The sequence below is a fragment of the Methylotenera sp. E1MeOHC1 genome, assembly GCF_058745595.1.
In genome coordinates, this window is sequence record NZ_CP196025.1 from 532,199 (window position 1) to 555,091 (window position 22,893).

General features: G+C 43.7%; 17 protein-coding genes and 3 tRNA genes. 10 read left to right on the forward strand and 10 right to left on the reverse strand.

Annotation, left to right across the window (positions count from 1 at the left end; all coding sequences use genetic code 11):
• Positions 1-15: 15 nt before the first annotated feature.
• The 4 genes from ACSSU7_RS02420 to ACSSU7_RS02435 all read right to left on the reverse strand — a co-directional run bounded on the left by ACSSU7_RS02420 (position 16) and on the right by ACSSU7_RS02435 (position 6,151).
• A complete protein-coding gene (locus ACSSU7_RS02420) occupies positions 16-3,162 on the reverse strand; it encodes an efflux RND transporter permease subunit (protein ID WP_492517155.1) in 3,147 nt (1,048 codons plus the stop codon).
• A gap of 154 nt (positions 3,163-3,316) precedes the next feature.
• Positions 3,317-4,381 (reverse strand): efflux RND transporter periplasmic adaptor subunit, encoded by a 1,065-nt coding sequence (locus tag ACSSU7_RS02425; RefSeq protein WP_492517156.1) that lies wholly within the window; start codon positions 4,379-4,381, stop codon positions 3,317-3,319.
• Between the two features lie 46 nt (positions 4,382-4,427).
• The gene (locus tag ACSSU7_RS02430) at positions 4,428-5,873 is read right to left on the reverse strand and encodes a TolC family protein (RefSeq protein WP_492517157.1); all 1,446 of its coding nucleotides are present in this window, start codon (positions 5,871-5,873) and stop codon (positions 4,428-4,430) included.
• Positions 5,874-5,902: 29 nt separating this feature from the next.
• On the reverse strand, positions 5,903-6,151 hold the full coding sequence (locus ACSSU7_RS02435; RefSeq protein ID WP_492517158.1) for a hypothetical protein: 249 nt from the start codon (positions 6,149-6,151) through the stop codon (positions 5,903-5,905).
• A 224-nt stretch (positions 6,152-6,375) separates the two neighbouring features.
• Here ACSSU7_RS02435 and ACSSU7_RS02440 point away from each other — a divergent pair.
• Positions 6,376-6,460, forward strand: a tRNA-Leu gene (locus ACSSU7_RS02440).
• Positions 6,461-6,638: 178 nt separating this feature from the next.
• Here the strand turns inward: ACSSU7_RS02440 and ACSSU7_RS02445 are convergent.
• Together ACSSU7_RS02445 and ACSSU7_RS02450 are read right to left on the reverse strand one after the other, a co-directional pair.
• Positions 6,639-8,072 carry a HAMP domain-containing sensor histidine kinase gene (locus ACSSU7_RS02445; RefSeq protein WP_492517159.1) on the reverse strand — a complete coding sequence of 478 codons (1,434 nt, stop codon included), beginning with the start codon at positions 8,070-8,072 and terminating at the stop codon, positions 6,639-6,641.
• A complete protein-coding gene (locus ACSSU7_RS02450; protein ID WP_492517160.1) occupies positions 8,069-8,776 on the reverse strand; it encodes a response regulator in 708 nt (235 codons plus the stop codon). Before ACSSU7_RS02450 ends, ACSSU7_RS02445 begins: the two co-directional genes overlap by 4 nt.
• Positions 8,777-8,974: 198 nt before the next feature.
• Here ACSSU7_RS02450 and ACSSU7_RS02455 point away from each other — a divergent pair, with 198 nt between their 5' ends.
• Complete coding sequence (locus tag ACSSU7_RS02455) at positions 8,975-9,505, forward strand: Spy/CpxP family protein refolding chaperone (protein ID WP_492517161.1); 531 nt, start codon at positions 8,975-8,977, stop codon at positions 9,503-9,505.
• 108 nt (positions 9,506-9,613) lie between these two features.
• Here the strand turns inward: ACSSU7_RS02455 and ACSSU7_RS02460 are convergent, their stop codons facing one another.
• Positions 9,614-10,252 (reverse strand): hypothetical protein, encoded by a 639-nt coding sequence (locus tag ACSSU7_RS02460; protein ID WP_492517162.1) that lies wholly within the window; start codon positions 10,250-10,252, stop codon positions 9,614-9,616.
• 774 nt (positions 10,253-11,026) lie between these two features.
• Between ACSSU7_RS02460 and tig the strand changes: the two genes are divergently transcribed.
• The 8 genes from tig (at position 11,027) to ACSSU7_RS02500 (ending at position 20,004) form a co-directional block, all read left to right on the forward strand.
• Positions 11,027-12,331, forward strand: coding sequence for a trigger factor (tig, locus tag ACSSU7_RS02465; protein WP_492517163.1), 1,305 nt, complete (start codon positions 11,027-11,029; stop codon positions 12,329-12,331).
• Positions 12,332-12,976 (forward strand): ATP-dependent Clp endopeptidase proteolytic subunit ClpP, encoded by a 645-nt coding sequence (gene clpP, locus ACSSU7_RS02470; RefSeq protein WP_135276452.1) that lies wholly within the window; start codon positions 12,332-12,334, stop codon positions 12,974-12,976.
• Between the two features lie 97 nt (positions 12,977-13,073).
• Entirely contained in the window at positions 13,074-14,354 is a 1,281-nt protein-coding gene (clpX, locus tag ACSSU7_RS02475; RefSeq protein ID WP_492517164.1) for an ATP-dependent Clp protease ATP-binding subunit ClpX, read from the forward strand.
• A 317-nt stretch (positions 14,355-14,671) separates the two neighbouring features.
• Positions 14,672-17,119, forward strand: a complete 2,448-nt coding sequence (gene lon / locus ACSSU7_RS02480; protein WP_492517165.1) for an endopeptidase La — start codon at positions 14,672-14,674, stop codon at positions 17,117-17,119.
• 137 nt (positions 17,120-17,256) lie between these two features.
• Entirely contained in the window at positions 17,257-17,529 is a 273-nt protein-coding gene (locus ACSSU7_RS02485; RefSeq protein ID WP_015832259.1) for an HU family DNA-binding protein, read from the forward strand.
• 19 nt (positions 17,530-17,548) lie between these two features.
• Positions 17,549-17,624, forward strand: a tRNA-Val gene (locus tag ACSSU7_RS02490).
• A 162-nt stretch (positions 17,625-17,786) separates the two neighbouring features.
• Positions 17,787-17,863: transfer RNA gene (locus ACSSU7_RS02495), tRNA-Asp, on the forward strand.
• Between the two features lie 242 nt (positions 17,864-18,105).
• Positions 18,106-20,004: a SurA N-terminal domain-containing protein gene (locus ACSSU7_RS02500; RefSeq protein ID WP_492517166.1), complete on the forward strand. Its 1,899-nt coding sequence runs from the start codon at positions 18,106-18,108 to the stop codon at positions 20,002-20,004.
• 111 nt (positions 20,005-20,115) lie between these two features.
• Here the strand turns inward: ACSSU7_RS02500 and ACSSU7_RS02505 are convergent, their stop codons facing one another.
• From ACSSU7_RS02505 to ACSSU7_RS02515, 3 genes are all read right to left on the reverse strand, one after another.
• The gene (locus ACSSU7_RS02505) at positions 20,116-20,901 is read right to left on the reverse strand and encodes an enoyl-ACP reductase FabI (protein ID WP_015832253.1); all 786 of its coding nucleotides are present in this window, start codon (positions 20,899-20,901) and stop codon (positions 20,116-20,118) included.
• Between the two features lie 98 nt (positions 20,902-20,999).
• Positions 21,000-21,845 (reverse strand): ABC transporter permease, encoded by an 846-nt coding sequence (locus ACSSU7_RS02510; protein ID WP_492517167.1) that lies wholly within the window; start codon positions 21,843-21,845, stop codon positions 21,000-21,002.
• A gap of 22 nt (positions 21,846-21,867) precedes the next feature.
• Positions 21,868-22,890 (reverse strand): ABC transporter permease, encoded by a 1,023-nt coding sequence (locus tag ACSSU7_RS02515; protein ID WP_492517168.1) that lies wholly within the window; start codon positions 22,888-22,890, stop codon positions 21,868-21,870.
• Between the last annotated feature and the right edge of the window lie 3 nt (positions 22,891-22,893).

Genomic DNA, 22,893 nt, shown 5'->3' on the forward strand with positions numbered 1-22,893 from the left:
ATCTAATGGTGATGCTCAAGCTTCGTGCGGTTCGAACTTGACGCCACGCTCAAACTTACCAAAGTGCAGCATAATCGTCGGCAGTATCAGTAGGTTAAGTATGGTAGATGTGACCAAACCACCGACGATAATGGTGGCCATCGGCCCTTCAATTTCTCGGCCCGGCTCGCCGCTGCCAACTGCTAGTGGCAATAAGCCTAGGGCAGTCACTAGCGCCGTCATCAAAATGGATGGCAGGCGTTCAGATGCGCCACGGATACACGTTTCTAGACCCCATACGCAATTTTCTTCATCGACTAAATGCTGAAAATGCGACGCCATCATAATCGAGTTGCGCAGGGTAATCCCAAATAGCGTAACAAAGCCTACTAATGAGCCTAATGAAATCCATCCACCTGTTAGCATCACGGCAAGTACGCCGCCAATCAGTGCAAAAGGTAAATTTGCAAAGGTGAGTAGTAGGTTACGTAAACGCCCAAATGCGATATATAGCATTAAGAACACGCTTACGCCGGCCAGTGCCGATTGTAGGATAAGCTTTTCTCTAGATTTTGCATTGGCTTCTGCGGCGCCAGTAAACTCTAAATAACTACCTGGGCTGAGCGTCAGCTCTGACTTTAAGCGGGTTTTTAGCTCGCTGGTGAACGAGTCAATATCGCGCCCAGAGACGTTTGCAGTTACAGTCTGAATACGTTTGGCACCAGCATGCAATATTTTAGAGCGGCCGTTCTCTTGTACGATATCTGCAACGTCGCGTAGTCTAAACAATTTACCTTCGGCATTAAATAGTGGCAGATTACCAGCCTCTTGGACGTCATCCCTCGCTTCTAAATCCAATACAACGCTAACGCCGATCACGCGGTTACCTTCATATACCTGTGTGACAGGCAAGCCTTCATAGGCTGCACGAATGTTGTCCAGCACGTCTGTCGGATACAAGCCCAATTGTGCCATTTTTTCTGGGCGTAGGCGCACCACTAGTTGGGGGGTACCAGGGGGCGATTGCACAGTGACATCTGCTGCACCACTAATATCGTTTAGGATTCTTGCAATGTTGTTTGCATCGCTATCTAACGTATCCAGATTCTGCCCGTAAATGTTAATTACTGTCGTCGCTGCATAACCTGAGATGGTTTCTTCAATACGCTCAGTTAAAAATGTATTAATAGCAAAATTGACCCCGACAAAACCAGTTTCGGCCACACCATCACCATCACGGTCAACATCTTCGCCAGAAAGCTCTTCCCTAATATCCGTTAAAATTCGGCGTTGCTCTTCACCTGAAATTGCGCCAATTTCAATTTCAAACTCACTATAGTGCGTACCAAAAGTATCGGCGGCATTAGGTGCGCGACCTACCCATTGTGTAACTGACTTAACGCCGTCAATCTTACGGATAGCCTCCGAAACCTTTTTACCAATGCGCAGTGACTCTTGTTCTGAGGTGCCTGGCACTGCTGTCATATGCATAATGTAATGGCCTTCATGCAACGCAGGGATAAACTGGCTTTTAAATAGCGGTAAGGTGCCTAAACCAATGGCGATTAAAATGAAACTGGTGGCAATGACCACTTTGTAATGCGCATCAACCTTCACTAGTACTTTTACATAGATGCTTTTGAATAAATGAATAAGTGGTGGGTCTTTTTCATCAAGCTCAGCATTGCCAAGCATGATGTAGCACAGTGCTGGAGTAAGTGTTAGCGCAACAAATAGTGAGGCCATAATGGCTGCAATGTAAGCCAAACCTAGTGGTGCGAATAACTTCCCGGCAACGCCACCCAAGGTGAGTAATGGTAAAAATACTAAAGCCACAATAAATGTCGCATAGACGACAGAGGTGCGCACCTCCATTGAGGCATTAAACACCACTTGATAAGTGGGCAGGGGCTTTGCCAGTAAGCGGTTTTCACGCAGCCGCCTAAAAATGTTCTCAGTGTCAATAATTGCATCGTCTACCACTTCACCCAGCGCAATAGCGAGGCCACCTAATACCATAATATTTAAACCAATATTAAAGTAGCCCATGATCACAATGGCTGTGAGTAGTGATAATGGAATAGCTGTCGCAGAGATAAATGCGGTACGTACATTAAACAAAAATAAAAATAGAATGGTAATCACTAGCACAGAGCCAATTAAAATATCCGCACGCACACCGCTGATGGCCACTTCAATAAAGTTAGCTGGCCTGAATAGACCTTGGTGCAACTTGATGTGCTCTGCCGTTAGGTTAGGTTCCAGCTCTTTTAATGCTTGTTCTATCGCAAGCGTTACACCGTGGGTATTGGCGCCAAGTTGGCCCTGCACTGAAAGGTAAACACCGCTTTCTTCATTAATGGCTGCCGCGCTAATTGATGGCGCAGCGCCATCAACAACCTTGCCTATGTCTCCCAGCCTGATCGTTTGCCCGTTTCTATGGAGCAAGGTGACGAGTGCCAGTTTTTCCGGGGTAGTGGATTGCCCTTCGGTGTTAATCACGATGCGCTGGTTCTTATTCTCGATATAGCCACCACCACGCACCCCAGTGGCTTTTTTAACGGCTTCTTCCACTTGCAATAGTGATATGCCGTAACGAATCATTTTTTCAGGGTCAACTTGTACTTGCAGTTGCTTGACCTTGCCGCCAAACACATTCACGTCAGCAACCCCTGGAATGGCTAGCAAGTGCGGCACGATGGTCCAATCTACCATGGTGCGAATTTCTGTGAGTGTGCGCGTTTTTGATGTTAAGCCAAAGCCAAGTACGGTACTTGCTGAAGACGTGAGCGGGGTGATGTTGGGCGTGATGCCTTGCGGTAACTTATTGCTAAGCGTTGATAAGCGCTCCGCAATCACTTGGCGATTGCGGTAAACATCGGTTGATTCATTAAAAATAATAGTGACGATAGACAAGCCAGGAATTGACTGCGAACGCATGCTTTTAATGCCAACCGTGCCGGCTGCGCTGGTCTCGATGGGCTGGGTGACCAAACTTTCTACCAGCTCTGCAGATAAGCCAGGCGACTCGGTTTGAATGATAATTTGGGTGGGTGCAAACTCAGGAAAGACATCAAGATTGCTACGTGTTAGGCTAAACAAACCATACACGATAATCAGTGAGGCTAAACCAATAATCACGCCACTAAAGCGGATTGAGAAGCGAACTAAAGCCTGCATCATAGTGGGCGAACCTCAAGTGAGGTTTGAATGCAATCTAAATGATGGAAGCGATGAACTAAAGTAATTGTTCGCATGGCTAGTCCCTTGTTTTTTTAGCGTCATAGCTGGATGCGCTGTATTATTTTTTTATCTAAATGCGGTTGAAGCTGCTGTCTTAATCATCGTTCTCATTCATGATTTGTGATTTAAATTCTTCTGACAGCAATAACTGTGCGCCACTAACCACAACTTCATCATTGGCTTTTAAGTTGCCTTGATAGAACCAGCCGTTTTCTACCTCAATATCGGTCTGAATCGGTTTACGTCTAAACGCAGCGTCCCCGGTTTTTTGATAAACCCATGGCTTTCCTGCATACCAAACGATGGCGTTGTTGGGAATGACCACGCCGCTACTTTTCTTACTGGACGTCGCGGTAACGGCATTGATTTGCATGCCGGTACGCAACTCATTGGTCACCGCGTGGTAAAAATAGGTCTTACCTTGTATCGTGCTGTTAGTGATAGGGGCTGGGGATATGTAATCAGCACGCATGGTATGTGATGGCGCCGCCGTTGGTGCTATGGTAATGCTACTGTTTAATTGTGGTTCAGCCGCATCAAACGGCAGTGTGGTTTGAATCAGTACCTTTTTATTTGAGATTAGCGCTTGCAATAAATCACTGATTTTGGGGTTGGTTGCATTTTGTGCAAGCGTATCTCCCCACAGCTGGCGCATGCTGTCTGCAATGTTTCTAGCATTAGACTCTGCCGCCGCGATTCTTGATTCATCCGCTTTGGTATTGGCTGCAGTGTTTGCCACGACCTTGTCTGATACGTTTTTGTTATCTTGATTCAGAGTTTTGAAGCGTTCTAATTCATTTTTATTGTGATTAAACGACGTTTTTAACACATCAATTTCAGATTTAACTGCCAAATAACGATTGCGTAGTTCGATCAGCGTATCAATGCTCACTACGTTACCATAAGTGCTGATACTGGCCTGATGTGAGCTAGCTTTGAGTGGCGCAGTAAAAATATCGCTTTGCTTCTGTGCAGCAGGGCTAACGCTAACAACAGCGAGCCCATCTTTAGTGGCAACACGATTGATGGTTTCAATCTCTTCTTCAGTTTGTTCCGAAATGGCTTCAAATTCATCTTTTCCATAAAAGACTAGCAGCCAAAACAACATGATAATTAAAAAAGCTTGTAAGCCAATAATAATGGCAAGTTTACGATTCATTCAATTTGTCTCCATCACGCGGCTAAGTTTTACCTAGCAAAGCCCGTCAATCGTTGCGTACAGCATTAAAAGCATTAGGTTGGATACCGTGTTCATTCAAAGGGTGCTGTAATGTGTTTTCCAGATTGTTAATGGATGTATACAGTTGGAAGTTGGCGAGCGTTAAACTTTTTTCAGACATTAAGTCTTCAAGTTTTGCCATGGTGAGTTCTAGCCTATCAATCTCACCGCCAGTAAATAGGCGTTGCATGCGTTGGGTGTTATCTTGCTGTAGTGCGTACACGCGTTTGTAATCGGCCAGTGAATGCTGGGCTTGCTCCAATTTAGCCTGTGCCGCATGCGTCTCGTTAATAACACGGCTTTGCAAAGACTCAAACTGCGCTGCCTCTACTTCACGCAATTGATTCGCTTCAGCAATGGCGTATTTATTTTTATTAAGTATCGTTAGTAAACTAGATAAGCCCAATGACCATACTTGACTACCAAACTCATAGGTGTAGGACGGGCTGACGGTGATATCTGGGTATTGCTTTGCAATTTCTAGTTTGAGCTTGCCTTCTGCAAGTGCGTAACGTTCAAGTGCAATGCGCAAGTCCAGGCGGTTTAATAGCGCGGTTGATTGTGCATTTGCTATTAAGTCTGGACGCGCGCTGGTGATGATGTTTTCGGCGTTGGGTGCATCAGCAAACGTCATTTGCTGTACTAGCGTTAATGGTAAGCCTAAATTACTGGCCAACTTTGTGGTGAGCACCAGTTTGTTTTGTTGCTGCGTGTTTAAATCTGTATTGGTGGTTTGCAGTAAAAGCTTGGCATGACTTAATTCAACTTTAGAAGCTAGGCCTAAGTCTTGCCGCTTTTGGTACATGGCAACAATGTCTTGTCGGTAGGCTAATTCGCGCGCAAGCACACGTAATTGCGCTTGGTTAAATTGAAGCTCGTAATAAGTGGTGGCGACTTGCGCACGTAAGTTCCATGCAGTTTGTGCCACATCTAGCTTGGCAGATTCAGACAAATGCTGTGCATTTTCAATCCGAATATTACGTTTGTTGGCCGTTACAACCGGTATGTCGATACTCAAGCCATAAGTGTAGGGGCTGATGTCGTCATTGGCATTATCGCTTTTGCCGTAATTTCCACTTACCGTGGGCAACGGCCTAGCGCCTGCGGTTGCTTGCGCTGTTTCAGCGGCATGCCATTGTGCACGTGCAAGGTCTAAATTAGGGTGAAAGAACAAGGCACAATAGATGAGTTCATCTAAGTTCCATTGCGTAATAGGAAAGGTATTGGGGGTGTAGTTGTTGTCAGCCAAGAATTGCTTGAACTGCGCACTGTCGGGATGCTTGTTTTCAATCTTATGAATAAGCGCTTGCTGATCAATTGGTTTGGCGATGTATTCTATAAAGCCGCATGCAGATAGTGTCAGTGGCAGGCATACTAGCCATAAACTAGTGTGCAGAAGCTGAAATCTAACTTTGCTAGAGATTAAATGCATGCGCCGATTGGGTTGGTCGTACTTTAAAGCTAACTTACAATTTCTGCATGTACTGCATCTAATGCATCCTGTAGCGTTTCTTCACTTAATTGATTGATGGATGTTGCAAGAATATCAGCTGCTTCAACAGTAGAAATAGGTAGGTTGTGACTATCCATTTCGGCAATTAGCCCAGCAGCAACGCCAGCAATCTTTAATAAAGCTTGTCGCTCGCGCATTAAGAGCTCAAGCTCGGTGCGCAGCATGTTAATTTCGTTTTGATTGATTGTGTTTGGCATGATTGAATAACTTTTATTTATAAATTGAGTATAGTACTAAGTGTATTTTCTCACAATCATTGACCGCACTGTTAGTTATTCAAGATTCAAAGTGACTTAAAATGACAATTCGAAAATAAAATAGCATATTTTTTGCATTATCTCTTTTCGTAATGGGATAACTTGATATACAATGGCGTCCTTGTTTGAACGGCAGCATTTAAACGTTGTTTAAGCACTACCTTGCGAGAGTGGCGGAATTGGTAGACGCACTGGATTTAGGTTCCAGCGCCGTGAGGCGTGAGAGTTCGAGTCTCTCCTTTCGCACCAGAATTAGCAGTAAAAATTAAAACCCCATTTATTTGTGACTTTTGTCATTGAATAGTGGGGTTTTTCTTATTTCTACGTTTGAAATTAATGGGTTTGAAATGATCATCAACATCGCCCCATGCATGTTGATGATCAATCTGAGTTGTTGCTGCATACTTACTGGCAGCCCTATTAATAGCTAGCAGGGCAGTGTTATATCAACACAAAAGCCAGTGGGGTTGAGGTTGTGTGCGCTCACATGCCCGCCGTGCGCTTCAATCACTTGTTTTGTAATTGCCAACCCAACGCCATGCCCCACGGTTTGGCTACCAGAAGCCCCTCTAACAAACGGTTTGAATATGTCTTCCAGTTCTAGCGCATCAACACCAGCGCCTTCATCTGTAACGACAATGTGCAGGCAAGCGTCTGTAGTGTCTTTGTAGCAGCTAATGCTAATGGCGCTATGGTTGGGCCCATATTTAATAGCGTTGCGCACCACGTTCTCAATCGCTCTGTATAACAGGTCTGCTTGTCCCTCTAGGCTGTGCTCATGCGCTAGCTCCATACGTAATTTAATGTCTTTGGATGCAGCCTCAAACTGGGCATCCTCTACAATACTATGCAGCAACTGATTTAACGCCAGCGTTTCTTTTTTGATCTGTACTGCGCCGGACTCCAGTCTGGATAGTGTTAATAACTCCCCAATCAAGCCATCCATGCGGTTGGCTTCCAGCGTGATGCGGTCAATAAATTCAGTAATCTTATGGGGTGTTTGTTTGACTAGCCCCAGTGCCATTTGCATTCTGGCAAGCGGGGAGCGCAGCTCGTGTGAAATATGATGCAGTAACTTGGTTTGGCTTTGCAGTAAACTTTCTAGGCGCGATGCCATTGCATCAAAATCATGGCCTAAATCTGAAAGCTCATCACGCCGCCCACCCATTGCATTGGCGACCCGTACATCTAGCTTGCCATGTGATGCCTGTTCAAATGCGCTGCGTAAAATATTAATCGGTTTTGAAAAATACCAAGCTAACAACGCTGCAAACAAAAAGCTTACAACCACACCGCCCAGCAGCGGCATTAATGGGAAACGCACAGCCGGTTTGCGCGATGCGCTTCTGTATTGCTCTAAGTTATCGGGCGGTGGTGGCATGTGAGCGTCACCAGCAGTGTTTTTATTACTAATGCTGTTCTTTGATGATGTTGGTGCAAAGCTAGCGCTACGTCCATTATCTGGTACATATAGCAAAAATGATTGCCCGGTGCTTAGGTTTATCTGCTTTACGTGCCGCTGGTGCTGATCGTCGCGGACTAATGCCAGTGCGGTTTCAAAGCTTGCTTTGCTATAGCTGCGTTCTAGTAGTTCTTTGCCATTATTATCAATCGCCAGTAGCGGTGGCATTGGGCGTTTTTGCCAGCTCAGTAGTAGGTGCTTGAGTGCATCTACTCCGCCAAATTGCAAGGTGGATGCGGCAGCTTCAACCAGTGAGCGTGCTGGCGGCGATATCTCCACCCCGGTGCTTTGCAGAGCCTCATGGCGATGTTGTAGCCAGATTGCAACGCTCACACCAGTAACAGCTGTGAGTTGAGCTACAAGGAGAAACAGAAAGAACTTCCAAAACAGCCTATTCATGATGGTTTAATCGGCAGTGTTTTAATGAGTTGGTAGCCCATGCGATAGACGGTTTGAATACAGTCTCTGCCATCTTTCAGCGTACCAATTTTTTGTCTGATACTGCTCATATGCACGTCTATGCTGCGATCGAACCTTGCCAGAGGTTTGCCCATACCTAGCTTGGCTAACTCTTTTTTACTCACAACATGGCCGGCATTTTTAGCCAGTACTTCCAGTAGGTTGAATTCGGTGCTGGTCAGGTTGATTTCGCTTCCATCTAGCTCTACGCGGCGTTGCTCTGGCCATATAGTCAGGTCACCAACCGTGAGCTGACTGTCAATCTGCAAACTATCTTGTGCTGGTTTTGCTCTCCGCAATATTGCACGAATACGAGCGGTGAGCTCACGCGGGGTGCAAGGTTTTGGTACGTAATCATCTGCACCTAGTTCTAGGCCAAAAAAACGATCTGACTCATCACCTCTGGCGGTGAGCATAATGACGGGAATGTGACTTGTTTTGCGGATTAGGCCTAGTGTTTCAATGCCATTCATTTTCGGCATCATCACATCCAGTACAGCCAGATCAAATTGATTGCTAAGGGCTAGTTGTGCGCCGGTAACGCCGTCGCTAGCTGTTGCCACGTCAAAGCCCTCAGTGCATAAAAACTCTTTAAGCATAGCGGTGAGTTCAACATCATCATCAATCAGTAATATTTTGTGCATGGTGACATGGGGAGTTGATTATAAAGATGCTACATCATAACGATGCTACTAAGCCCGCGACAATAGTATCGCGGGACATTTACCTAACTTTACTATTGCTTAACCTGCATTTACAAGCGACCAAGGCAAAATGCAACTGTCATTTGATTGGTTATTTTCCAACCATGATACTTAAATTTATCCACCAGGAGGCTGTAAATGAAAATCACCACCCCAATTTTAGTGTTAGCGTTAGCTGCAATGACGGTTCCATTCACGTCGCAGGCAGAACCTGCAAAACGTGATCGCTGTGAGCATGCTGCAAAAACACATGGTGCCGGAAAGTTCTCGCATGACGCTTTTTCTGCAAGAGGGCTGCCACCGCATCTGGCAGCGTTGAACCTATCAGATAGTCAGCAAGATAAAGTATTTGAGTTAATCTACCCGCAAGTGCCACAAATCAGGCAATCAGAGAAGCAGCGTGAGCAGTTAATGGCTGAGCTTAAAACCCTGTCAAACTCAGCGTCGTTTGATAGCGACAAAGCCAAACAGATTGCAGAAAAGTTAGCAGTCATTGAAAAAGACACAATGTTTAAGCGCGCTGCTATAGATAACCAGATCTTTTTGATTTTGAGCCCTGAGCAGCGTAAGCAGTTGGCTGAAATGAAATCGCATCACGCTGATGGTTTTAGCAGAAGCAGATTTAATCATGGTTCGGATCAAGCCAAAAAGCTAGAGCGCTTGTTGTAAGCTATAAAAATGTTAGCTGATCTAGGTGCTTGATGGACTGTTGCATGCCATCAAGCACCTAGATGCAGTATTTGTAAAAACATCACATAATAATGTGTTGTAGCAGGTTTAGGCCGTTGTGTTAATCACATTGCCGGATGAACCTTGTCCTGATAGTTTGCTTGATAATGCTTGTAAAAATGCCTCTAAATCACTGCTGCTAGAGGATTGTTTACCCAATGCATTCATTAGCTCGCTAAAGCTAGTGCTTAATGCGTCACTATCTGTATCAGTACTGTCGTCGGTGGATATGCTGCTGGTGTTATTTAATTGCGAAATCAGGCTTTGTAGTTTGCTTTCTATGTCACCTTTTCCCATCCCCATAGGTGGCGGAGGAGGGGGTGGCATGTCACTGGTTGCTGCCGATGAATCTACGCCTGTGCCATTTTGTGATTGTAACGCAGCCATGAGGTTAGCCATAAACTCACTCAGTGCAGAGCTTGCATCTGTGGTTGATGTTGTATCTGAACTTGACTCTGTATCACTGGATGAAGCGCTAGTGCTGTCGGCATCTTTTAAGATAGATGAAAGTCCACCGCTAATACCTGCAGCCTTAAGAGCGCTATCAATCGCACCTAGTAATCCGCCTCCGTCTTTACCTTGACGTGATTCATCCTCTGGCTTGAATCGTGCAGCTGTGGTGCCGGAGCTAACTTGTGAAGTTTGGTATATGCTGTTTGTAGATGAAACACTATTGATGCTGGTCATAATAATCGCTCCTAAATGAATGAAACTTTAAAAACGCTACTTGTCCTAAATTAAACAGCACACTGTGTTTAATCTTGTGTGTTATGAATAGCATGCTTGTTTAATTAGACATATGTAGCTGTGTCGATAGCTGTCTGTGTGAGGGCTTTGGTTTGCAGTGTCTGTACACGGTTGAACTTGGTCCTTGTTAAGTTTAGGTCAATAGGGGCTAAGTTAAGTGTTCTGGTTGTTTACAGCCAAAGTGTCAGCAAAAGGTATCTTATTGAAATAAATGTAAACTTATGTAAGCTTGTGTAAAGGTTTACATTATTTGTTTTAGTATTATGGTTAGGTGTAGTGGCTAAGTATTTTTGTAGCAGATAAGTGGCGGCGATAGGGTCTAAATCAGCGTTTAAAGTGCTGTTTTACCAAAACTGATTCATGGCATGCATCATTTTTTATAAGTAGGCTCAATTCCTATATTTATATAAGTTTTTAACTTGCTTATTTCATCTAGACTTCATGGGTTTTCTTGTGTAACATCCACAGTCTTTCAACCTTAATTGTTTAGTAAGGTTTTGAATTTTTCAGGTAATCTACCTGAGTCTATTAAAACATTAAGCGACAAATAGGTTGTAGGCGTTAAAGACTAGTTTGATATCCTGATGCCGTATGGCGTGATAGCAAACGATAACTTTTTCGTCCCCACTTACTTTATAAATAGCACGGTTGTAGATAGCGCTTCATAATGGACGCTTATTTATGATGTGCAGTTAAGAATTTAGGAATGACAGCATGGCTCTGAATGTTGAAACCCTCAGCAACCTTGAACGTAGAATTTCTATTAGCGTTCCTTTGCAACCGCTAGAGGCGCAAATTAAACAAAGATTAAATCAAGTTGCACGTACTGCAAAATTTTCTGGTTTTAGGCCAGGTAAAGCTCCTATGGGCTTGGTTAACCAACATTACGGCAATCAAGTGCGTGATGAAATTTACTCAGCAGCGGTAGAAAAAAGTTTTGGTGAAGCTGTAGATGGCGCAAAATTACGTGTTGCGGGCTTCCCTAACATTCAACACAAACCATTTGATGCTGCATCAGAAGCCCTGGAGTACACAGCAACTTTCGAAGTGTTCCCAGAAGTTGTGTTGGGTGATTTATCAAAAGTTAAAATCGAACGCCCAGTACTTGAAGTTGGCGAAGCTGATGTGAAAAAAACATTGGACGTTTTAGTTAAGCAACGTGTGAAGTTTGAGCCAGTAAAACGCGCAGCTAAAAAAGGTGATCGCGTTAACGTAACATTAAAAGCCTTTATGGACGGTGAAGAAGTAGAGTCTACTGGTGACAATGGTATCGACTTGGTGCTTGGTGAAGCTGGCCGTATGTCTGCATTTGATGATGAGTTGGTCGGCGGTAAAACTGGCGCAACTAAGAAGTTTGACATTACTTACCCAGAAGACCACAACCCTGCACAATTAGCAGGTAAAACAGTTGGTTACGAAGTGACCTTTGTTTCTGTTTCACAACCAGTATTGCCAGAAATCGATGCGGACTTTGCAAAAAGTCTAGGCGTTGAAGATGGCGATGTTGAAAAAATGAAAGCGGAAGTTGCAGAAAGCCTGAAGCAAGAAGTTGCTAAGCGCGTAAGTGCAAAATTAAAAGAACAAGTATTCCAAGCATTGGTGGAATCAGCTGATTTTGATATTCCACGTATCTTGCTAGAAACTGAAATCAATCGCATGATGCAAACAACTGAGCAAAATCTGAAACAACGTGGTGCAGATTTGGCTAACATCCAGTTAGAGCCTACAATGTTTGAAGATCAAGCAAAACGCAGCACTAAATTACGCCTACTGCTAGGTGAGTTGATTAATACTAATGGCCTACATGCGAATGCAGACCAAGTGCGCGCAATGGTTGATGTGTTCTCACAAAGCTTTGAGCGCCCAGCTGACGTGGTTACTTGGTACTATGCCGACCACAAACGCTTAGATGAACCTGCTGCATTAGCAACTGAAGAGAACGCAGTGAGCTGGGTGTTGTCTCAAGCTAAAGTGACTGATAAAAAAGTTAAATTTGATGACCTAATGGGAAACGCGTAAATGAATAAGCACCTGCAACCTCAAGCTCAATCTGAATTAATCACCACTGGGTTGGGATATATCCCAATGGTGATTGAGCAAAGTGGTCGCGGTGAGCGTTCATTTGATATCTACTCGCGCTTGTTAAAAGAGCGCGTGATTTTCTTGGTTGGCCCTGTGAACGATATGTCTGCAAACCTAGTTGTGGCGCAGCTATTGTTCCTAGAGGCCGAAAATCCAGATAAAGATATCTCGCTCTACATTAACTCACCAGGCGGCTCAGTAACAGCTGGTATGTCTATCTACGACACAATGCAGTTCATCAAACCAGACGTAAGCACTTTATGTATTGGCCAAGCGGCAAGTATGGGGGCATTTTTATTAGCGGCTGGGGCGAAAGATAAACGTTATAGTTTGCCAAACTCTCGCATTATGATTCATCAGCCTTCTGGTGGATTCCAAGGGCAATCATCAGATATCGAGATTCACGCGAAAGAAATTCTTTACTTACGTGCGAAACTGAATGATATCTTAGCTCATCATACAGGTAGAACAGCTGAAGAAATCGACCGCGATACTGAGCGCGATAACTTTATGAGTGCAGAGCAATCTGTGGCTTATGGGTTAATCGATAAAGTAATCGGTAATCGTAACGAAGCTGTTTAAACTATTAATTAGATTATAGGCGTCTAAATTCATTGAGATAACTCAGTGAGTTAAGAGCCTGTTAATCGGCGCGTAACACTACGTTAGGAAATACTAAATGGCGACTAAAGCCGACGACGATAAATTACTTTATTGCTCATTTTGTGGCAAAAGCCAACATGAAGTAAAAAAACTGATAGCAGGCCCATCTGTATTCATTTGTAATGAATGCGTGGATCTGTGCAATGACATCATTAAAGAAGAAATTCAAAACTCAGATGGATTAAAATCCACTGATACCAGCCTGCCTACACCACAAGAAATTTGTAAAATATTAGACCAGTACGTGATTGGCCAAACACAAGCGAAGAAAAACTTAGCTGTTGCTGTTTACAACCATTACAAACGTTTAGGTCATAACAATTTAGTTAATGGTGGCCAAAAAGATGAAGTGGAAATTGCAAAAAGCAATATTCTGCTGATTGGGCCTACTGGGTCAGGTAAAACTTTATTGGCACAAACGCTGGCAAGATTGCTGGACGTACCATTTGTGATGGCTGATGCAACCACATTAACCGAAGCTGGTTATGTGGGTGAAGATGTTGAAAATATCATGCAGAAACTGTTGCAGAAGTGTGATTACGACACAGAAAAAGCACAGCGTGGTATCGTGTATATTGATGAAGTAGACAAAATTTCACGTAAATCAGACAACCCATCTATCACACGTGATGTGTCAGGTGAGGGTGTGCAACAAGCATTGCTGAAATTGATTGAAGGCACTGTTGCTTCAATTCCACCACAAGGTGGCCGTAAGCATCCTAATCAAGAGTTTGTGCAGTTAGACACTACAAACATCCTGTTTATTTGTGGCGGTGCGTTTGATGGCTTGGAAAAAGTCATTCGCTTGCGCTCTGAAAAAGGCGGTATTGGTTTTGGTGCAGAAGTAAAAAGCAAAGCTGATGTGCGTGAAGTAGGTGCAGTATTGCGTGATGTGGAGCCAGAAGACCTAATTAAGTTTGGTTTGATTCCTGAATTTATTGGTCGTTTGCCTGTTGTTGCTACATTAGAGTCGCTGGATGAAGCCGCATTGATGACGATTCTGACAGAGCCAAAAAACGCACTGACTAAACAATATATTAAATTGTTTAAAATGGAAGGTGTTGATTTGGAGTTCAGGGAATCAGCACTGTTGTTGATTGCGAAGAAAGCATTGGAGCGTAAGACTGGTGCGCGTGGTCTGCGTTCTATCATGGAGCATTCGCTACTAGAAGTGATGTACGAATTACCATCATTAAAGAACTTGAGCAAAGTTGTGATTGATGAAGGTGTGATTCGAGGTGATACCCCGCCGCTATTAATTTATGCGGATAAGCCAGCCGACGAGGCCTCCGCTTAACTAAAAAGCCAGCAACTTAAATTGCTGGCTTTTTAGTTTTTACGCCGTGCACTTGTCATTTTGCATGTGCATGGATTTTTCACTAAACGCATATGTCGCGTTAGATACACCCAGTATTGTCATCAATCTAGTCCTGTAGCAGTAGTGATTCACTATATTTGGATGTCTAGCCATAAATTTCTTTAATCTTTTTACAATTACTTGTTAAATTTGGTGTTAAATGCTAATAAATACTTGAACTGTTAATAGTTATCCCCATCAATCAATATATAAGCTCTCTTGGGCTTAACTCTTAGCTTAATTTTGGAAGTCTACACATGGCACAATCATTACCTTCATACAATCCAGATAGTGGCTTATTACCGCTATTACCTTTGCGTGATGTCGTTGTATATCCGCATTTGGTTATCCCTCTTTTTGTTGGGCGCACTAAGTCTGTCAAAGCCCTTGAGATTGCGTCAGAAGGAAATAAGCAAATTCTATTGGTTGCGCAAAAGTCAGCGAATAAAGACGACCCTGAAGCCAGCGACTTGCATGAAGTTGGCACGGTAGCGACCGTGCTGCAAATGCTTAAGTTGCCTGATGGCACTGTAAAAGTATTGGTCGAAGGCGTGCAGCGTGCTCGCGTCAGCGAATTTACCGAAACTGACGAGTGCTTTGCCGCCCGCGCAGAGTTGATTGCGGAATCTGATAGTGATGTGGAAATCCAAGCCTTGATGCGCACAGTGTTTGCGCAGTTTGATCAGTATGTTAAGTTGAATAAAAAGATTCCACCAGAGATTCTAACTTCACTTGCGAGCATTGATGAGGCTAGCAGGCTAGCGGATACCATTGCTGCTCACCTTACGTTGAAGCTGGAAGAAAAACAGAAAATTCTGGAAATGATTGATGTTGCCGAGCGTTTGGAGCATTTGTTGCGCCTAATGGAAGGTGAAATTGACATTCTGCAAGTAGAAAAGCGTATCCGCGGCCGCGTAAAGCGCCAGATGGAAAAAACACAGCGCGAATACTATCTGAACGAGCAAGTGAAAGCGATTCAGAAAGAGTTGGGCGAGCAAGATGAAAACGCTGAAATGGATGAGCTAGAGAAGCGTATTGACGAAGCACGTATGCCAAAAGAGGCGCTTGCTAAAGTGTCTAGTGAGCTTAAAAAACTGAAACTTATGTCGCCAATGTCGGCAGAGGCTTCTGTGGTACGTAATTACATTGATACGTTAATCAACTTGCCGTGGAAGAAAAAAACTAAAATTAGTAAAGATTTAGTTAAAGCCGAAGCGGTGTTGGACGATGATCATTTCGGTTTAGAGAAAGTAAAAGAGCGTATTGTTGAGTACCTCGCGGTGCAGCAACGCGTGGATAAAATTAAAGCGCCAATCTTATGCTTGGTGGGACCTCCTGGCGTTGGTAAAACATCATTAGGGCAAAGCATTGCCAAAGCGGTGAATAGAAAATTTATCCGTATGGCATTGGGTGGCGTGCGCGATGAATCTGAAATTCGCGGCCATAGACGTACTTACATTGGCTCTATGCCAGGTAAAATTCTGCAAAGCATGTCTAAAGTTGGCGTGAAAAATCCATTGTTCCTGCTGGATGAAGTGGATAAATTAGGCCAAGACTTCAGAGGTGACCCATCTTCAGCTTTACTAGAGGTGCTGGATCCGGAGCAAAACCATACCTTTGCTGATCACTACATTGAGGTTGAATACGATTTGTCGGATGTGATGTTTGTGGCGACAGCAAACTCAATGAATATTCCAGCTCCTTTGTTGGATCGTATGGAAATCATTAATCTTTCAGGTTACACGGAAGATGAAAAAGTGAATATTGCAATGCGCTATTTACTGCCTAAGCAGCTTAAATCACATGGCTTGAACGAGCTTGAGGTGCATATCTCTGAGCCGGCGATTCGTGACATTGTGCGTTTCTATACACGTGAAGCTGGCGTGCGTCGATTAGAGCAAGAGGTAGCAAAAGTTTGCCGTAAAGTGGTAAAAGAATTACTCACAACTAAAGCCAAGCAGGGTGCAAAAGCACCTAAAAAGATTAATGTAACACCGAAGAACCTAGATAAATATTTAGGTGTTCAGCGCTATGACTTTGGCGTTGCCGCTAAAGAAAATCAAGTGGGCCAAGTAACCGGACTTGCTTGGACATCCGTTGGTGGCGAATTGCTCACCATTGAAGCTGTGTTGTTGCCAGGTAAAGGTAAAACCACGACGACAGGTAAGCTCGGTGATGTGATGAAAGAGTCTACACAGGCGGCAATGAGCGTTGTGCGTAGTAGAGCGGAGCGCTTGGGTATAGAAAGTAATTTCTACGAAGAGCATGACATTCATATCCACTTCCCCGAGGGGGCTACCCCTAAAGATGGGCCAAGTGCGGGTATTGCTATTACTACCGCATTAGTTTCAATTTTAACGGGCATTCCTGTGCGTGCAGATGTTGCAATGACGGGTGAAATTACCTTGCGCGGTGAAGTATTGCCAATTGGCGGCTTGAAAGAGAAGCTATTGGCTGCGCATCGAGGTGGCATTAAAACTGTATTGATTCCACAGCAAAACGTGAAAGACTTGGCTGATATACCGGAAAACATTAAAAATCATCTGGATATACACCCAGTGCAATGGATTGATGATGTATTGGCGCTAGCGTTGGCTACAAAACCAGTGCCGCGTTCAGAGGTGGTTGACGTTGAAAAAGATGTTCAACCTACTGATAATACGAAGGAAAATTCTGACGTTGCACTAGAAACAACGAAGCATTAAAAAATAAGTGCGCTTTAACCCGTATTAACGCTTGACATAGCCTTTGTTGGCTTGATATAAAGTTGATACGGGTGGTTTGTTACCCAGACTGTCTGCCGAAGTTATTTTATTTAATAAACCTTGAGAGGGGATTACACGTGAATAAATCAGAACTAATTGACGAGATTGCTAGTGCCGCAGGTATTTCAAAAGCTGCTGCTGGTCGTGCGCTAGATGCAACAACTGCTGCAATAACAAAAGCAATTAAAAAAGGTGATCTAGTAACATTGATTGGCTTTGGTACATTTTATGTAGGTAAACGTGAGGCTCGTAACGGCCGTAATCCACGCACAGGCGAAACAATTAAAATTCAAGCTGCAAATTCTCCTAAATTTAGGGCTGGTAAAGCGCTTAAAGATGCTGTAAACTAGCGTTTTCGTTGGTGATGCAGGGTGCTTAGCTCAGTTGGTAGAGCGTCGCCCTTACAAGGCGAATGTCAGCGGTTCGACCCCGTTAGCACCCACCAAAAACCAACGATAATGTGACTAAGCCGTTTCTAATTTTATAAATTCAGAGTGCTTGTTGTTTAGGCGCTCTTTATTTTGTAAAAAATTTGCAGTATTAAACGACTGCAATTATTAGAAGCGCAAATTTTTAGTTATCTTATTTAATTAAGATACTGAGTTATGGAGTGGTAGTTCAGTTGGTTAGAATACCGGCCTGTCACGCCGGGGGTCGCGGGTTCGAGTCCCGTCCACTCCGCCAAATAAAAAAGCGAGCCTTATGGCTCGCTTTTTTATTTCTATCTTATCTAATGTCTTTTAGCAGGCGTAAATCTTATCGTTCGTTACCTGAACTTGTTGCGTTAATCTTTTTCATCACTCACTCTAAGCATGTTTCAAGTATAACTTGTGATATATTAATGACCCTTGGCTTGTGGTTAATTTTTGATTGTAAGCTTTTACATTTTTAATGATTTTTCAGCATATTTTTAAGAAGAGAACTTTATGTTAGATGGTATCCGTTCTGTAGCTAAAGGCTGGGTTGGGAAAGCTATATTGGCTTTCATTACAGTGCCTTTTGCTTTATTTGGGATTGACTCTTATTTGAGTCAAGCCGGTAATAATGCTGCAATTGCAAAAGTTGATGGTAGCGAAATCTCTGTGCAAGCATACTCAAATGCAATGCAGAATTTACGTAGTCGGATGCAAAGTGAAGGAAAAGCAGATCAGGCGCAATTAGACAGCCCAGAAGTAAAAGCAATGGTGTTGGATCAGTTGATCAATGAGCAATTGCTAGAAAAAGAAATACAACGAGCAAACTATAAAATCAGCGATGCACAATTAGCAACTTATATTACTGCGATGCCATCTTTCCAAAAAGACGGCAAGTTCTCACAAGAGTTGTATGATGAACTGTTACAGCAAAACAGATATACCCCGAAAAAATTTGAAGCTGAGATTCGTGCTACTTTATTAGCACAGCAAGCACAGGATGGCATTGCTAAGCTTGGCTTTATTTCTACTGCACGTGCCGACAAGACGCTAAAGCTTTTAAATCAGAAGCGTTTGGTGACAGTGTCAGAGCTTAAAACTAAAGACTATCTAGACCAAGTTAAAGTATCTCCAGAAGAGGTAAAAGCTTACTACGATAAGCATAAAGATAAGTTGCGTGATCCTGAGCAAGTGAAAATTGAATTCTTATTATTATCTGCAAGTAGTTTAGTGCCAGGTATTAAAGTAGATGATGCTGATGTGAAGCGTTATTACGATGAGAATGCAGCTAAATTTAAAGGCGATGAGCAAAGACGCGCTAGCCATATCTTGATTGGCTTTGGTGTGAACGCAACGCCAGAGCAAAAACAAGAAGCTAAAAATAAAGCGCAAGCTTTGTTAGCAACTATCAAAAAGAATCCAAAATCTTTTGAAGAGTTAGCAATTAAAAACTCACAAGACCCTGGTTCTGCAACTAAAGGTGGCGATTTGGGCAGCTTTGGCCGTGGCGCAATGGTAAAGCCATTTGAAGAAACAGCATTCAAAATGAAGGTGGGAGAGGTTAGTGACTTAGTAGAGTCTGAGTTTGGCTATCACATCATTAAAGTGACAGAAATTACTGGCCAAGGCTCTGATTTTGAGTCATTAAAAGCGCAAATTAAAGGTGACTTGATTTTCCAAAAGGCACAAGCTGAGTTTGTTGAAAAAGCCGAAAGCTTTAGCAATGCGGTTTATGAACAATCTGAAAGCTTGGCACCGGTTGCTAAAATGTTTGGTGGTCAGTTACAGCTTTCTGGTTGGACTTCACGTGAAGATGCGACTAAGTTCTTCAAGAACGATAAAATCGTTAGTTTGATTTTCTCACCAGAGGCTATTAAAGAGCACCGTAATACAGAGGCTGTTGAGATTTCACCTAACAATCTAGTTTCAGCACGTGTGCTTGAGTACAAACCTGCAGCAACAAAATCGTTTGATGCTGTAAAAGCTGGTATTGAAGATTTACTTAAACTTGAGGCGGCTTCAAAATTGGCAATTGCTAAAGGTGATGAGGCTTTGAAAACCTTACGTGCTGGCGGTGCAGTTGCTAATCTGGATTGGATTCCTGAAGTTAAGGTGGATCGTAAAAATGCACAAGGTTTGACGCAGTTGGCGATGACCCAAGTGTTTAAGACTGATGTAAGCAAGTTACCGGCTTACTCTGGTTTGGCTGATAGCAAGCTGGGTTATTTGATTGTAAAAATCATTGAAGTAGATACTGCTAGCGTTGCTGATGCTGAATCAGTAAAAACGGCTAAAGGCGAGCTTAGCCAAGTGTTATCAGATGAATACTTATCAGCATATAAACAATCTCTACGTGAAAAAGTTAAAGTAACGGTTAACCAACGTTTGTTGTTAGAAAACACTAGCCACTAATGATCTAGCCACTGATGATATAGTTTGGCCTCAGATTGAGGCCAAACTGTTGGTAGTAGACAATAAAAAAGGCACCTAGGTGCCTTTTTTATTGTGCGCTAATCTCTTAGCTTAATCAATGCTGCCCGCAGCAGTGATATTCATGCCACCGTCTACGTATGTGATTTCACCTGTAATACCAGAAGCTAGGTCACTGCATAAGAAGGCAGAGGCGTTACCGACTTCTTCAATCGTGACGTTTCTGCGTAATGCAGCGTGTTTCTCGTTAAAGCCAATCATCTTGTCAAAGTCTGCGATACCTGACGCTGCAAGCGTTTTAATTGGGCCTGCAGACACTGCGTTAACGCGGATGCCGCGTGGGCCTAAGCTTTGTGCTAAATAGCGTACATTCGCTTCTAAACTCGCTTTAGCTAAGCCCATGACGTTGTAGTTTGGCATTGTGCGTTCTGCACCTAGGTAGCTTAGTGTTAACAGGCTGCCTTTACGGCCTTCCATCATAGGGTAAGCGGCTTTAGCTAGTGCTGAAAAGCTATATGAGCTGATGTCGTGTGCAATGCGGAAATACTCACGGTCAACTGCCTCAAGGTAGTCGCCAGCAAGTGCTACTTTAGGTACAAAGGCAACAGAGTGCACTAGTGAATCTAAACCGTCCCAGTGTTTGGCTAGTGCAGGGAATAGTGCATCGATTTGCGCGTCTTCTGCAACATCACATGGCAATACAATTTTTGAATCAAAATCTGCGGCTAAGTCTGCTACGCGCTTTTCATGTTTGTCGACTTGATAAGTGAATGCGAGTTCGGCGCCTTCTCTTTTCATTGCGGCAGCAATGCCGTAAGCGATTGAGCGGTTACTTAATAAGCCCGCGATGAGTACTTTTTTACCAGCTAAGAATCCCATAGTTATTTCCTATTTACTTGTCATTAGAGGAAGGGGTGGTTTAGCGTCTACTAAACTCGATAGCTGCGTGATAGCTTAGATTATATTTTTGTATGGAACTAACGATTGCTTCCACTTCGTGGGTCTAGTGCATCACGCAAACCCTCACCGAGCAGATTATAACCTAACACGGTAATTAAAATCGCTAATCCTGGAAACAACGATAGCCACCAAGCAAACTGAATGTATTCTTTGCCATCGGTTAGAATGTTTCCCCAGGAGGCTTGAGGCGCTTGTACACCTAAGCCTAAAAAGCTTAAGCCTGACTCCATGAGTACGGCGCCAGCCACCCCTAATACCGCACTGACGATGATAGGCGTCAGGCTATTGGGTAGCAAATGGGTGAAAATGAGCCTAGCATTTTTTGCGCCTAGCGTGCGCGAAGCCATGACAAACTCGCGATCATTTAAACTTAAGAACTCCGCGCGCACCAGCCTGGTAACGCCCATCCATGAGGTGAGGCCGATCACGATCATGATGTTAATGATAGAAGGTGTTAAAAAGGCAATCACGGCCAGTATCAGGAAGAAGCTAGGGATGGATAGCATGACGTCAACGATGCGCATGATGCATGTATCTACCCAGCCGCGATAAAAGCCAGCGAGCGCGCCAAGTAAGATGCCGATGGCAGTCGATATGCCAACTGCTACTAAGCCCACTAATAGCGAAATGCGGCCACCGTAGAGCATACGGCTAAGCACATCTCGACCTAATCCGTCGGTGCCCATCCAGTGCTCCATAGAGGGGTCAAGTAATATTGCCTTCACATCGATGTAGTTGGGATCGTATGGCGCGATGATAGGCGCGAGCATTGATAATAAGAACACGCATACGATAATGATGAAGCCGACTAATGAAAGTGGATTAGATAATGCTTTTTTGAAGAGCGTTGTTTGCGTATTCATCTTTATTAAACCTTAAATACGGTTAGGCCTTCGCTACGCCACGACGTACACGTGGATCTGCCCATGCGTAGGCTACATCTGCTAGCAGGTTGCCGATCAGTGTTAATGCTGAGCCTATTGTTAGTATGCCCATTACCACGGGGAAGTCGCGCATCAGCACGGCATCGTAAAACAGTTTACCCATGCCGGGGATAGCGAAAATGGTTTCTGCAATCACTGAGCCACCAATGAGGCCTGGGATTGATAAGCCTACAATGGTAATGAGCGGCAGTAACGCGTTGCGTAAGGCATGTGTGTACACTACTTTACGTTCACCTAAGCCTTTGGCACGTGCAGTGGTGATGTAGTCTTGCTGCAATACATCCAGCATGCCGTTTTTCACAAATAAGGTGATGCCCGCAAGCCCTGTAATTGATGGAATAATCACAGGCAGCCATAAGTGGCTGAAAGAGTCTTTTATTTTATGCCAGGTGTCCATTGAATCATAATTGAGGCTGTGCAGGCCGGAGATAGGAAACCAGTTGTGTACCACACCCAGCCAGTACATAAGCAGTAAAGATAGCCAGAAGCTAGGGATAGAAAAACCGATGAAGTTAAATAGGGTGATTGATCGGTCTTGCCAGCCTTGATATTTGCGTGCGGCAATAATGCCCAGTGGTATTGCCAGAGCAAGGGTGATGACTAAGCCGATTACGTTAATCATTAAGGTAATTGGTAAGGCTTGTTGAATCATGCCTTCGGTCACGTTGCCATCAGCATCTACGGTTTGCCAAAACACAGGTTTTTGGTGCGATGCAAACGAGTTGCCAAAATCTAATGTAACCATGCGTTTTAACCATAAACCATACTGTTCGATGACAGGTTTATCTAAATGGTACATTTCACGTAGTTTTTGTCTGGATTCTTCGCTCGCTTTAGGGTTGAAGGCGGCTTCATTATTGGTAATATCACCTGGCGCTAGATGCATGATAAAGAATGAGATCAGGCTGATGCCTATGAGCATCGGTATCATCCACAACACACGCTTGACTAGATATTTAATCATAAT